General features: G+C 27.4%; 17 protein-coding genes. 2 read left to right on the forward strand and 15 right to left on the reverse strand.

Going from position 1 to position 14,161, the window contains the following annotated elements; all coding sequences use genetic code 11:
* Positions 1 to 190: 190 nt before the first annotated feature.
* The 10 genes from FAY47_RS04480 to FAY47_RS04525 form a co-directional block, all read right to left on the reverse strand.
* Complete coding sequence (locus FAY47_RS04480) at positions 191 to 784, reverse strand: DUF2185 domain-containing protein (RefSeq protein ID WP_143315224.1); 594 nt, start codon at positions 782 to 784, stop codon at positions 191 to 193.
* 225 nt (positions 785 to 1,009) lie between these two features.
* Entirely contained in the window at positions 1,010 to 2,041 is a 1,032-nt protein-coding gene (locus FAY47_RS04485) for a M42 family metallopeptidase (protein WP_143315225.1), read from the reverse strand.
* A gap of 112 nt (positions 2,042 to 2,153) precedes the next feature.
* Positions 2,154 to 2,831, reverse strand: a complete 678-nt coding sequence (locus FAY47_RS04490) for a hypothetical protein (protein ID WP_143315226.1) — start codon at positions 2,829 to 2,831, stop codon at positions 2,154 to 2,156.
* A gap of 173 nt (positions 2,832 to 3,004) precedes the next feature.
* Positions 3,005 to 4,771, reverse strand: a complete 1,767-nt coding sequence (locus FAY47_RS04495) for a M3 family oligoendopeptidase (RefSeq protein WP_143315227.1) — start codon at positions 4,769 to 4,771, stop codon at positions 3,005 to 3,007.
* Positions 4,772 to 4,914: 143 nt separating this feature from the next.
* Positions 4,915 to 5,070, reverse strand: coding sequence for a DUF1540 domain-containing protein (locus FAY47_RS04500; RefSeq protein ID WP_143315228.1), 156 nt, complete (start codon positions 5,068 to 5,070; stop codon positions 4,915 to 4,917).
* A gap of 96 nt (positions 5,071 to 5,166) precedes the next feature.
* A complete protein-coding gene (locus tag FAY47_RS04505) occupies positions 5,167 to 6,081 on the reverse strand; it encodes a carbohydrate kinase family protein (protein ID WP_143315229.1) in 915 nt (304 codons plus the stop codon).
* A gap of 111 nt (positions 6,082 to 6,192) precedes the next feature.
* A complete protein-coding gene (locus FAY47_RS04510; protein WP_143315230.1) occupies positions 6,193 to 6,441 on the reverse strand; it encodes a DUF1653 domain-containing protein in 249 nt (82 codons plus the stop codon).
* 15 nt (positions 6,442 to 6,456) lie between these two features.
* Positions 6,457 to 7,110, reverse strand: a complete 654-nt coding sequence (locus FAY47_RS04515; RefSeq protein ID WP_207706219.1) for a DNA alkylation repair protein — start codon at positions 7,108 to 7,110, stop codon at positions 6,457 to 6,459.
* Positions 7,111 to 7,250: 140 nt separating this feature from the next.
* A complete protein-coding gene (locus tag FAY47_RS04520; protein ID WP_143315231.1) occupies positions 7,251 to 7,601 on the reverse strand; it encodes a hypothetical protein in 351 nt (116 codons plus the stop codon).
* A gap of 546 nt (positions 7,602 to 8,147) precedes the next feature.
* Positions 8,148 to 9,380 (reverse strand): MFS transporter, encoded by a 1,233-nt coding sequence (locus FAY47_RS04525; protein ID WP_143315232.1) that lies wholly within the window; start codon positions 9,378 to 9,380, stop codon positions 8,148 to 8,150.
* 215 nt (positions 9,381 to 9,595) lie between these two features.
* Here FAY47_RS04525 and FAY47_RS04530 point away from each other — a divergent pair, with 215 nt between their 5' ends.
* Positions 9,596 to 10,018, forward strand: a complete 423-nt coding sequence (locus FAY47_RS04530) for a hypothetical protein (RefSeq protein ID WP_143315233.1) — start codon at positions 9,596 to 9,598, stop codon at positions 10,016 to 10,018.
* A gap of 74 nt (positions 10,019 to 10,092) precedes the next feature.
* On the opposite strand, the gene FAY47_RS04535 is transcribed toward FAY47_RS04530, so the two are convergent.
* Positions 10,093 to 10,764 (reverse strand): class I SAM-dependent methyltransferase, encoded by a 672-nt coding sequence (locus FAY47_RS04535; protein ID WP_143315234.1) that lies wholly within the window; start codon positions 10,762 to 10,764, stop codon positions 10,093 to 10,095.
* Between the two features lie 80 nt (positions 10,765 to 10,844).
* Between FAY47_RS04535 and FAY47_RS04540 the strand changes: the two genes are divergently transcribed.
* Positions 10,845 to 11,387: a GNAT family N-acetyltransferase gene (locus FAY47_RS04540; RefSeq protein WP_143315235.1), complete on the forward strand. Its 543-nt coding sequence runs from the start codon at positions 10,845 to 10,847 to the stop codon at positions 11,385 to 11,387.
* A 51-nt stretch (positions 11,388 to 11,438) separates the two neighbouring features.
* Here FAY47_RS04540 and FAY47_RS04545 read toward each other — a convergent pair whose 3' ends face one another.
* The 4 genes from FAY47_RS04545 to FAY47_RS04560 form a co-directional block, all read right to left on the reverse strand.
* Complete coding sequence (locus FAY47_RS04545; RefSeq protein ID WP_185966718.1) at positions 11,439 to 12,590, reverse strand: SEC-C metal-binding domain-containing protein; 1,152 nt, start codon at positions 12,588 to 12,590, stop codon at positions 11,439 to 11,441.
* A 166-nt stretch (positions 12,591 to 12,756) separates the two neighbouring features.
* A complete protein-coding gene (locus FAY47_RS04550; RefSeq protein WP_143315237.1) occupies positions 12,757 to 13,185 on the reverse strand; it encodes a MarR family transcriptional regulator in 429 nt (142 codons plus the stop codon).
* 138 nt (positions 13,186 to 13,323) lie between these two features.
* Positions 13,324 to 13,839, reverse strand: a complete 516-nt coding sequence (locus FAY47_RS04555; protein ID WP_143315238.1) for a hypothetical protein — start codon at positions 13,837 to 13,839, stop codon at positions 13,324 to 13,326.
* Positions 13,840 to 13,964: 125 nt separating this feature from the next.
* Entirely contained in the window at positions 13,965 to 14,159 is a 195-nt protein-coding gene (locus tag FAY47_RS04560; RefSeq protein WP_143315239.1) for a hypothetical protein, read from the reverse strand.
* Positions 14,160 to 14,161: the final 2 nt, after the last annotated feature.

Genomic DNA, 14,161 nt, shown 5'->3' on the forward strand with positions numbered 1-14,161 from the left:
GACTGTTGCTGTTATTTAGCCTCTGTTTTTGATCTACATTCAAAAAGATTATTGGCTACGCTTTTAGCAAAACAATGACTATTGACATAAATCCAGTATGGTACAAAGTATATCCGCAATCTCATGGTATCTGAATTTTTTTATACTTTCCTGTATATAAAAAAGACACCTCATTGGTGTCTTACAAATATTAAACCTCTATAAACTTATTTAATTTACTATTATACTCGGCAGAATCAAATCTACTTAAAAAAATATCTTCTAACAAAGGTTCAAAATTTAGAACTTCTTTTATAGATGTTGCTATTAAATTAGATGAATCATCCAAATATTCATATTCTTCATCTCCATAAAATAACTGCCATCCACTATCTTCTTTATTTAAGGGGGTTGTCCTAACAATCCAATTAACTTGTCTATGTTCAATAGCCTTATTGGTTATAATTACACTTTTATTTTCATCTATAATATTTTCTTCTTTTCTTTTAACTGTAGTAATATTATTTACTTCAAAACTTATAATATCACCTTTCTTTAACTTTGTTTTTTGGGATCCATTTCCCTCAAATTCACCTATAAATTTAGTGCCTTTAAATTCAATTATCTCTACCCAAACACGTTCATCCATAAACCTATTATTTAAAGAATTTTCTAATTTATAAACAATCCTAACTAAATCGCCAATTCTTATATTTTTTATTTCTTCTTTGCTTGGCACTAGATAATTTCTTGGATTTTGTTTGTTCATTTTAGTTACATCTATTAAACAAAAGGTATTGTTCATTCTAAACACCTCCTTAGTTTTTCTTGCAATTCTTTATAATATAATTTTATCATTTATTATACTAACATACAAGTTATGTATTTTTGATTTATTTTATACATTTTTTTATGTTATTCCCTTTTTTTTAATAGATTTTTTAGTTAATTTATGTTTATTCTATAGAACTTTTTTCTAATGTAAAGTGCCTTTCACTTATTAAGTGAAAGGCACTTATACTATTTATAATTATTTTGTTATATATAAATACAATAGCTTGATTGTATTTTCCATTCCACTATAATGAGTTCTCTCCATTCCATGAGAAGCATGAACTCCTGGTCCTATAAGAGCACCACGAATGTTATTGCCTCCTTTTAAAGCAGCTCCCACATCTGATCCATACCTTGGATATATATCTACTGCATAATTAAGCTCATTAGCTTTTGCTAAGTTAACTAATTCCGTTACCATGTTATAATCATAAGGTCCATTAGAATCCTTTGCACATATAGAAACATCATATTCAGTACAGCTTAAATCTGAACCAATACATCCCATATCAACAGCTATCATTTCTGTTATTTCTTCTGGAATGTAAGATGCTCCATGTCCTACTTCTTCATATACTGAAATAAATATTTTCAAAGTATACTTAGGCGTAATCTTTTCTCTGTTAAAGAGTTCTAGTAAACCTAACAAGCATGCTACACTACCTTTATCATCAATAAACCTTGATTTCAAAAATCCACTTTCTGTTATAGTTGTTTTAGGATCTATAAAAATAAAGTCTCCCGGACAAATTCCTAACGCTTCAACATCCTTCTTGGATTTAACAACTTCATCGATTCTCACTTCCATATTATCTAAATCTCTATTTTTCGAAGCACTATCATCATAAACATGTGCTGAAGGACTTGTACTTAAAAATGTCCCTGTATATATTTTTCCTTCTCTTGTTCTAATCTTGCAATACTCTGCGTCTAAAGTAGGAACAATTGGACCTCCAAGCAAAGTAAATTTTAACTTTCCTTCTGAAGTTATTGATCTTACCATTGCTCCTAAAGTATCTACATGAGCTGATAAACCTATCACCTCTTCTTGACTTTTTCCAGGTACTGTGATTATTCCACATCCTTTTCTCGTTGTTTCAAATGCATATCCGAAGTTTTCTGCTTTCTTTTTTATCAAATTCATAATATCAAAACAAAAACCAGTTGGACTATCAAATTCTAATATCTCTTTTGCTGTATTTAACACATATTCTCTATTTACATTCATTTTATCACCTCATAATTGTTGTATACTAAATAATATTATCAATATTTTACCACATAAAAAAATAGTTATCCATAATAGAATAAATCTATTATGAATAACTATTAATTATATACTATGCATTTTGACCAGTAATCATTTTACCTAAGTCAGTTCCAAATACAGTCATATCCTCTGGAACCCAAACATCCTTAGCTTTTCCGCCTACATTAAATTTTTGTTTCTTAAATGCAAATGATTTTTCCTTAGTATCACTTGATGGTTGTATTGCATTTAATCCATCAACAAGTTTATTTACGTAAAGATCAAGTAATTTCTTTCTTGCTTCACTTTCATTAGTTAATTGCATAGCTTTTATTTCTGTCATAGCATCATTAAATGCTTTTGTATCTACTGGAGTTATATCTGCATATGTTGTAGCTATCTTTACAGTGGCCTTATCATCAGTTGTTGAACTTGTTTCTATTTTAGGAGCCAATTTTTTAAGAGCACCTAATTCTGCATCAGCAATTTTGTTTAATTGTTCATCGCTAATAGTGAATCCACCTTTAATTATGTTATTTCTTGTAGCATTTTTCATAGATGTTTTTTCCGTTTCTCTTACATTTTCATACTCTGACTTTTCAACACCCATATTTTCAATTTTAGTTGTATCACCTAATACATATAAATCGTAAAAGGCTTCAGCTGTTACCTCTGGTGGATCAACCTTTTGTCCACATCCAGTTAATACTAAACCTGTAGTTAAAACGGCCATGCTTGCCATGGCAATAATTTTCTTTAATCTTCTCATATTATCCCCCTATGGATTTATTTTTTTTACAAGGAAGATTATATCATATAATTTTCAGGTGTTGTTATAATTATGAAAAGTTAGGACTATAGTCCTGTAACAAACAGGAATCAATTACTTTATATTGTTTTTTTCTTTATAAGAATATTATTTACTTAATATATTTGTTAAAATTAATATTTCAAAAATTGATTTATATCTTCTTCTACTATTTTAAGAGAATTCCTCCAAAAATCTTTATCATGTATATCTATTCCAACAACTTTAGTAATATCAGCTATTTTATTTTTCCCTGTTATAGAAAGTAATTTTTCATACTCCTTTGTAAATGAATCACCTTTTTTTAAATACTCAGCATATAAACCTTTTGAAAATAACAAACCAAATGCATAAGGGAAATTATAATAATTATAATCAGCATCATAATAGTGAGGCTTCCAAGCCCACATATATGGATGTAGATATTCAGGGTCTAAGCCATCTCCATATGCCTTTCTTTGCGCATCTAACATAAACATCTTTATCTCATCAACACTTAATGCACTTTCTTTTCTTCTCTCAAATACTGATTTTTCAAATAGAAATCTTGAATATATATCAACAACCACTTGACAAGCATCTGATATTTCAGTTTCCAATATTGCTAGAGCCTCATCCTTATTAGCTTCTTTTAAAGCAGCTTTCTTAATTATTGTTTCGCAAAAATTTGAAGCTGTTTCTGCTATTGGCATTGGATAATCGGAATTTAAAATACTTTCTTCATATAAACACGCTCCATGGAAACCATGCCCAAGTTCATGGGCAAGTGTAACTACATCTCCAAAGTTCCCTCCAAAATTAAGAAGTATTCTACTTTCCTTTATTGAATGAAGTCCTTGGCAAAATGCGCCTCCTACTTTTCCTTCCTTTGGCATAACATCTATCCATGAATTTTCTATAGCCTTCTTAGCAAAATTTGATAAGTTATCACTAAAGGTTTTAAAATTCTTAAAAATAAACTTAGTAGCTTCGTCATAAGTAAACTTCATACTTGCTTTTGATACTGGTGCATACATTTCATAAAATGGCAATCCATTCTTATATCCAAGCATTTCACCTTTTTTTCTTAGATATTTCCTAAATGAAGGTAAGCTCTCTTTAATTGCATCTAACATAGCATTTAAAGATTCTATATCCATCCTTGAATTCTTAAGAGTCATATCTAAAGGATCTTCATATCCTCTAAGTTCTGCTACAGTTATTACTTCACCTTTTATTCCATTTAAAGCTGCTGCAACTCCTTCTTCAACCTTTGAATATGATTTAATTTCTGATTCATAGCCCTTTTTTCTAACTTCTTTATTGTCATCATACGCCATATTTAATACTACAGTTAAAGGCAATTCCTCTATCTTGCCATTTTGTTCTATTTCAACCTTCAAATTTGAAATCAAAGAATCCTTCAGCTTAAGCCAAGCTCTTGAACCTGTATTTCTCATATTTGATATAATAGTTTCTTCTTTATCACTTAATGAGTATTGGCTTTTCTCTACAATCTCTTTTAACATAAATTCATGTTCTTTTAACAACTTTGACTTCTCAATCAATTCATTTAAATTACTTATTTCACTTATCCATTTTTCGATTTTTGTAGAGGCAGATACTATATAAGTTAATCTTTTTTCTAATATTCCTGAATATTTTTTACCATCCTTATCATTTGTATTTACGCTTAAACTTAATTCAATAAATGAGCTAAGTTTACTTTCTAATATTGCAAACTCAGTAAATTTTCTTATATATTCCTCTAAGTAAAAAATATCCTTATTCTTATCCTTAATAACATTTTCTACCCATTCATTTATATCTTCAATTACACACTTAAGCTTATCTAAATCCCTTTGAAATTCCTCACTTGAGAATGATGTATATATTTCTTTTAAACTCCAATTTAATTCCATTTTATCCCTCCCTAATTACATCCATTATATTCTTGATACTAAAAGTAATCAAACTTTTCTTACCTAAGTTTATAAGGTTTTTATAAAAAAATAACTTAATAAAAATAGCTAGCATTTTAAATTGCTAGCTATTTTTATTAAATTTATTCTACTTCAAATGATTCACAATCAGTTTCTCTCACACTTGTTACACTAGATTCATTAGATCCAATTTTAACTTGATCTAAAGTACAATATTCTTGGTGATTATTGTATTTACATTCCTCAACTGAACATTTAATGCTTGAATTCTTATCCATAATCTGTTCCTCCTAAAATTTAATTTACACATCTAGTATGGAATAAATTAAGATTTAATATTCAAAGAAATCTTCCTAAAATAAGAGTAATAATATCTAATTGTACAAGAAATTATATAATTTATCTAACTGTTCTTCTGTAATAAAGCCATCCATTTCACCTTTTCCACCAAGTTTATAGGATTCAAAACACAAAGATTTTTTTGTGGAAATGTAAGGATCAAGAGTTTTATTATAACAGTGAAGAAAAGATGCATATAAAGCCTTTTCTCTTCCATCAGTATTAATTATCTTTCGAGTTTTAACAAAAGGATATTTACCAATAAAATTATCCTTTCTAACATATAGCATAGCTCCACCATCATCTAGACTAACTAATATTATATCATTTCCATAATCATCTGCTATTCTTTTAATTGAACTTTCAATTTCTTCATCTAAACATTTACTACTACTAAAAAGAATATTAGCATTGTGTATAAAACGCTTTCTGCTAAGTTGAACACTTTCTAAATTCTCTACACTAGTAGCTAGAACTTTCTGATAATCGTTTACTATATTAAAAAAATCATTTGATAAATCATCATCACATAAAAATATAATTGAGCATTCATTCATAGCTTTACAGAATATATCATTATCATAGCTATTTTTCTCAAGTTCCTTAAAATCAAAATATCTTTTCTTTTCCTTATATTCATCTACCATAACTATTTCCTGTGCTGTATCTTCTAAAAGTTGATGGACAAAATCAGAGTTTATACCATACTTCCTAAGCTCTTTTAATATAATATCTCCATATAAATCTTTTCCTACTATAGAAATAAGATTTACATCATCTCCTAAAACATTAAGTGCTCTACTAATATTTAATGCTTCTCCTGAAAACGCTTCATTAACTGTACAAGGACAAGAATTAATGAATTCAACATTATCTAATAACTTAGGAATATTAAGAGTAACTTTTTTACTTAACAAGCCTGAGACAAGTATCTTGTTACAACTTTTCATATTAAATTCCCCCTATCTAAAGTAAAAACTATATATCCTCATTTCTATTCAATTTTTTCACATTAGATACCAACTTTCAATTGTAGATACTTACAATTATATACAGCTAGGTTATTTTACACTTTTAACAAAAAATTCTTCAAAACGATACTTTTGACCTGTTGGATTTACCTTTTCCTTTGGAACTTCTTCTACAAACATATCGTAAGGTCTTACATATAGCCCACATTCACCATATAAAGCTTTATACAAAACTAAAGTTTCTCTAGTTTCTGAGTGAACAACAAAATCCACTAGTAAATACAAGTCTCCTTTAAAATGTCTAAATATTTTTCCCTTCAAATTTCTTATATCTCTCATGCTTTCCTCCAAAACTTATTTCATGTACTTTATTGCTTCTCTTCTGCTAGTTGCAGAAATTTTATGTTCTTCCATAAATCTTTTTACCCATTCTTTATCGATTTTGGAATACTCTTTTAATGCCAATCCTATTGCTTTGTCAATAAACAATTCCTTTGTAAATAAATTATGGGTAATTGCTCTACTTAATAAATCTACATCAGTTTCTTCTTTAAACTTCACTTGAAAATTTATTGCTATTCTTTTAAGCCAAATATTTTCACTATCAATCCATACAAGTATTGTATTTCTTACAGTTGATATTCTTAGAAACATATATGCAACTATATAGCTAATTGCATCTACAGTATCCCACCAAGATTTGTTTATAATTAATTTCTCTATTATATAAATATCTTCTTTAATCAATAAATACTTTAATTCATTAATATAGTCTATAGCTAAATAATGATATTCTCTTTCAGGCTTTTCATAGCATTTCCATACAAAAACCCAATCAATTTTATCACTTTTCTTACTTTCCTTTAAAAATTCTTTTGTTAAGTTTATTCTCTTTGGTTTCGGTATTCCTAAAAAGGGAAACTTATTCTTCATGTATGAAGCCATTTTTATAGAAGTATCCTTATCTTTTGCTTTTTCTAGAATTTCAAATATACTGTACCTATCCAAAATAACTTACACCTCATTACTAAATTATTCATATTATGTATATATATTTACTAATTATAGCATTTTAACACAGCAAAGTATATTTTAACATATAAAAAAGAGAAGAATCAATCTTCTCTTTACCAAATTTGTGTTATATTTTAGAATATCAAAATTAAAAAGCTTAACACTCCCGCAATAATTAATTCCATATTTATTGATTCTGTATTTAAAGTAATAATACGATTTTCGTTCCTAGCATTTTGTAATTCATTACTAATATATTGATAATTTAAACCACCAATGCCTCTAAGCGAACCACACAACTCTTCTTCACTAATTGAAGAAAGTACACCTATACCCAATAATATTAATCCTTCAACAAAAAACACATCATTAAATGAATATAACGTTACTTTTGATATTATCATAGCTAGAATAAATGCTCCAAAAGCCCAAACAATGCCGGATAAAATAGAATTAAATACTTTTGACACTTTGTTATTTTTCATTTTTACCGCCTTCTTTATTTTATATTTTGAAATGATATTTCATGGAATATCATTAAACTTAACTGCTTACAATATAAATTATGCGCTCCATTACGAACATTATACACGGTAGGAATAACTTTATAACTTTAGAACTATTTGCTATATATCTGTAAAAAACTTAAACTCTCAACTAAAATGCATTAATATTTTAATATATATTAAAGGTTTTTAATACCAATTAAATAATTAACTTATTGTATAAAATTTTATAACAACTGCTTATCTCGCATTCTTTCTCAATAATATAATTATTTTCTGTTTAATCCTTTATTTAAGCTCATTATAACATCGTTTACATCGTCTCTCAAACAAAGTAAAATTGTCATTTAGCATTTTTTTATTCTCTATATTATATAACAAGGAAAAGGCACTTCATAATTTTGCTAAATTATAATTATAACCTAATAGAATTAGTAACTTAATATTTTCAATACAATTAAATTTAAATTAATATAAAAATACCTAAATACAAATGATCTCTCATTTATATTTAGGTATTTCTTACTATACATTTCTATGTTTCATCTTGCTAAGTGAATACATACAAATTGATCCTATTAATACAACCATGGATACAACAAACCACGCTTTATTTATACTTAAACTAGTTATCATATTCCCCATAATTAGTGGACCTATACTTGTCCCAATTCCAGAAATCATAGGTATTACGGCATTAACTCTTCCCCTATGGGATTCAGGGGTATTATTAGTTAAAAAAGTTCCTGAATTTGTACTTATTAGTATTTCTCCTATAGTCATAATAATTATCATAACTATAAATAAAGGAAAACTCTTTATAATAGAACATGAGCCAAAAGCTACAAAATAAAGTATTCCACCTGTAGCAATTATTTTTATTATATTGTACTTTCTTGTTAAAGCAGTTATGAGTGGAGTTAACACTATTACTACAAATCCATTTATGCTACCTAAAATTCCAAAATATTTAGCTCCACTTCCGTTAAAGAGCTGCTCTAGATGAATTGGTATAGCATATCCCCATTGAGAATAAGCAAAAGAATATGTTAGCATAGCTAAAGCATAATATAATAATATTGGTCTTTTAATCAATACTGAAAGTACTGAGCCTTCTTCTGCTGCCTCTAAACTATTTTCATCTGTATTTTCATTAGATTTGTGATGCTTCCCTTTAATAAATATGCCTATAAGTGCTGCTGAAATCAGTGTTGTAAATCCGTCTCCTATAAATATCAATTCTAAATGCTTCTGAAATAACAATCCTCCAATTGCTGGTCCAACTGAAAATCCTATGTTGAGCCCCATGTATATTAATGAGAAAGATGCTTTTCGATTTTTAAGATTTGTAACATCACCAACAATTGAGTCATAAGCAGGATATGAAATAGAAGAAATAGCTGAAGCTACTATCATTAAAATAGCTAATTCACGACTTGGATTTATCAATCCACATATCATAAACAAAATTCCTGAAAGGCCTTGAAATATCCCTATTACTTTTTTTCCTCCATATTTGTCAACAAGTTTCCCGCCCACAATTACGCAAGGTGCTTGAATAACCATTGCCATGGTTACAAAAAATCCTGATTCATTAACTGACATTCCTATTTTTTGTGTTAATATTAATGACAATAACGGCGATATAAATGCCCCAATACAATTAATTAGTTTACCAAAAAACAATATGTACACAGCTCCAGGCAATCCTAGATAAATTCCTAATCCATTTTTTATTTTATTTCCTATGGTGTTCATTATAGCCCCTTTCTATCACTGATTATAAAAATATTTATATCTTAGCATAAACATTCTGCTAATTATATAATATTTTTGATTATTATGTCAAATTATATATAATAATCAATTTAACAATCATTTCTATTAAAAAAGTTTATTTTTTCTTAATATTTTAAATAACATTTTCTAGATAAGTTATGATAAAATGTTCTTTAAAGATATGAGGTGATAGTATGAATATATTTTATGGTACATATGGCTTTGATTTTTTATCTATTTTTTTACTAATCTTAAGCACTTTTTTCAATTTTGATCGTTACCCTAGAATAGTAAGTGTTCTATTAATTATAATTGTAATCTATAGGGCATTTTCAAAAAATATCTACAAAAGATCTTCAGAACTTTCTAAATTTATCTCAATCATAAATAAAGTTCTAGGAAAATTCGGTAAAGGAATTCCATATAACTTACCTAGAATAGGATTAGAAGGTATACCAGCAGGTTTTGGACAAATTAAATATAATATTAGCCAAAAACGTAAATTTAAAATTGTTAAATGTCCAAATTGCAGTCAGAAATTAAGATTGCCAAGAGGCCAGAAAAAAATAATTGTTACTTGTAAAAAATGTAGTCATGAATTTAAAATGAAAACTTAATAAGAATTTAAAAAATGAGAATTAATATATTTATTAATTCTCATTTTTGACTATAAAAGACTCTCATATTAAAGCTATCTAGTTATTTCAACTAGCCATGTGAAATTCACTTTATGTTCTATTTTAATATTATAATTTAACTTAGCGATGTATTCCTTGAATTCATTAATATTTGTATAATACTTACTATCAATAAAATCCCATAAATCTTGTTTATTCAACTCTTTAAAATGTTGTCTATATTTTTCTTTCTCTTCACTATCAAAAAACATATAATCTATAATAATTATCTTTCCATTTTCTTTAAGATATCTTATCATATTCTTAACTGCTATCTTTTTATCTTCATTATTTAATCCGTGAAGAACATATGTAGAAACAACTATATCTGCAATATTTTCTTTAAATGGCTCATCTAAAAAGCTACCTACCTTGCATTTCATATTTCCATACTTTTCTTGAACTTTTTTTAACATTTCTATATTCTTATCCATTCCTATCACATTATATCTGTCGCTTAACTTACCACATAAGTTTCCAGTGCCACAACCTATATCAAGAATACACTTACAATTATGACTAATTATCCTTCTTCTGGTTTCTTCCAAAATATCATTATAGTTTGAAAAAAGCCCTAACTCATCATTTTGAGGATTATTAACCATATTATCATAACTATCTGCTATGTTAGCCATACTTTTCTTCACCCTCCTTAACTTGGAATAATATCTATAGTATAATATCATATTAAATAAATTAATGAAATGCTCAAATAATCTATGTTATAATATAAAAATATATTTGTATACAAATTAGGAGGAATATCATGGAACTACTTGAAACAGAAAGATTAATTTTGAGACCTTGGAAAGAAAGCGATTATTTGGATTTACATGAATATGCTAAAGATCCTCGTGTTGGCCCTAATGCAGGTTGGCCTGTTCATAAAGATTATGAAGATAGTAAAAAAATCATCAAAATGTTTATAAAAAATGATGATTGCTCAGCTATACTATTAAAAAGTGAAAATAAAGTTATTGGAAGCATTGGTCTCCATAAAAGAACTCCTGATGAAAATATACAACATTTGAAACAAAGAGAAATTGGATATGTCTTAAATCCTAACTACTGGGGTAATGAATATATTCCAGAAGCAGTAAGGTGTCTCATTGATTATGGATTTAAAGAACTAGGTTTAGATCTTATTTGGTGTGGTCATTATGATTTTAATAAAAATTCAAAAAGAGTTGTTGAAAAGTGTGGATTTAATTATAAATTTAACAGAGATACAAAGCTTCAGCTTCTAAATAATAAGATCGTTAATGAATCATATTATAATATAAATAAAGATGAATATTTTTCAAAATAGTACAAAACCTGTGACTGAAAAACAAATCACAGGTTTTATTATTATATCAAATTATTTACCACAACATTTTTTATACTTTTTACCACTACCACAAGGACATGGCTCATTTCTTCCTGGTTCTTTTTCTTTTTTTACAACAGTCTTTCTTCTATCTTCTAATTCCAATGGCGTTGATCCCTTAAGTGTCCATATTGGAGTGCTGTTATAAACCTCAGCAACTGCAGTTACAAGCTCATCAGATTCTTTAGAACCTTCAGTAAATACAACTCCATTATTTTCAAGAAGATTTACAATAGATAATGTCCCTATCTCATTCTTTATATTAAATATAAGTTCTATAATTAAGAAATCTACCTTGCTTTCTTCAACATTATTAGATAATAATAATGCTCTTAATAAATCCATTTCTTTTCCAAATGCAGACTTTAAATCCTCACCTAACGATATAAAATATTCTGCATTATCGTAGTTATAAGGTACATTTTGCCTTGCTCTTAACTCCCCATATACCCCTTCTGGATCTAAGACATATGGATGTATTATTGAGTTTGCCTCAGGAAATGCTTCATAGCTTCTAAAGATGTAATTTAGATAAAAATCTAAATCTTCTTTATTTAGAAAACTACTATTCGATTCTGATATAAGCTTGTACAAATCGCTACCTTCAAGCATTCCATAATGAATCATTAATCCATCGATATATGCAATTCCCTTTGAACGTTGTTTTAAGCTTTCCATATATTCTTCATTTGAAAGAAGTTCTTTTATAGGTTCCTTTACTTCTTTTGCAACAGCTAAATATAATTTGTCTTCAATTGAAAGCTTTGCCATTATTCCAAGTGAACATAACCCTCCAATTAGATTCAATTCTTCAATATTAAATTTATATTCATTAAAATCAACTTTACAAAGCCCTTCTAGAAAAACTATTTCTTTATAAGTTAGGTCTCCTAAAATTGTTGGAATTTCTAACATAATATTATCTGCAATTAAAGATACTAAACCATCTTTACCAAGTTTTGAATATCCTTTAAGTTCTATTCTCTTAGCTATTTCAACTAAAACTTGTTTTGTTTCATTAGATAGTAATGAATTAAGACTTGTATCATTTAACTTTCTTTTTACTTTTGAAAAACTATCTATGTATTCTTTATAAAAGTAGTTTTTTATTTGTTCGTCATAATAATATTTTTTATCTTGCATTAAAATTCTCCTCATCCTATTTACAATAACATAATCATAATTTACGCACAGTAAAGGCGCTATATCTATAGCACCTTAAAAATTGTTTACACACTATATAAGTATGAATTTTTTTCACAAAAAGTCAATGTTAAATTTAGGGAATAAATATTCCTTTAAGTAATAACTATAGAATTTCTAATAATTCATCTAACAACTTTTTCAATTGAATTGCCTTTTCCATAGGTAAATTAACTTTGCAGATTATTTCATTAGGAACTCCAATTACCTCATCCTTTAATTCAAGCCCTTTTTCTGTAAGTTCCGCTATCACTACTCTATCATCATTTACATCTCTATATCTAGTTATTAACCCCATAGACTCTATTTTCTTTAATAGTGGAGTTAAAGTACCAGAATCTAAATGAAGTATCTTTCCTATTTCCTTTACTGTAGCTTTTTCCTTTTCCCATAAAACAAGCATTGCTATGTATTGAGTATATGTAAGATTATACTTATCTAAAATAGGCGTATATTGTTTAATTACCTCTCTAGCTGCAGCGTACAATGGAAAGCATAGCTGATTTTCAATTTTTAAGCAATCATATTTATCCATAAACATCTCCTAAATAAACTAATATAAAATTTAATTTTTTTCAATCAAATTTATTTTACGACTTATATCTTCTTATGTCAATTTTTCATAAAAAAACAGTATGCTGTTAAAGATAATATGCATCTTTAACAGCACACTTTAAGCACCTATGGATTCTTCATATTCATCTACTTCTTCAGAATTAAGAGCATCATTAACTGCTTTATCAACCATTTCACTTACTTCACTTCTAAAGTTTTCTTTTTCTTCTTTCCTTTGAATTTTATCTAATACATCTATACATAGATTATATAATTTAACTTTTTCACGAGAATCTAATACTAAATATATAAATAAAGTTAGCAGTACTGCTGTAACTACTAAAGGAAGAAATACCTTAAAAAAAGATCCTCTAGCAAAAATAACATTAGACAACAAAAACATTACAATTCCCGAAACAACGGCTAATGTAATTCCACTTATCATATCAAATAAGCTTGAACAGTTGCTTTGTATCTTTTGCCTTACATATCTTCTTTCTTTCTTCAAATCTGAACTTGTAAATTCTTTTTCTGTGTATTTCTCAGTAATATATTTTACCGCTTCACTCCTATCATATACCTTTCTAGTTAATTCATTAATTATAGTGTCTGTATACAATAATTCATTCTTCACCTATATCTCCCCCTAAATTCCTCTCCTTTTATTTTAAACCAGTTTCTTGCAATGGACAAGTTTTATTTGAAACAATTGCTAAAATATAATGAATTCTATACGCAAAATTAGGACAATGGAATTTTTCATCCTTTTATAAATTTATCTATATCACATCTCACTAACCCTTTTATTAATTCTTCCATATCCAAGCCTCTCATTTTTGCATACTTTTCAAATAAGAGTTTTTCATTTCCATTGATTTTTATTTCTATCTTATCATCTAAAATTCTTTTTTTTCTTATATTTCTTAGTAATTCTCCTACAGAATTTAAACTCATAG

Origin of the sequence: Clostridium sp. HBUAS56017 (assembly GCF_007115085.1) — a bacterium.
Classification (GTDB): Bacteria; Bacillota; Clostridia; order Clostridiales; family Clostridiaceae; genus Clostridium; species Clostridium cibarium.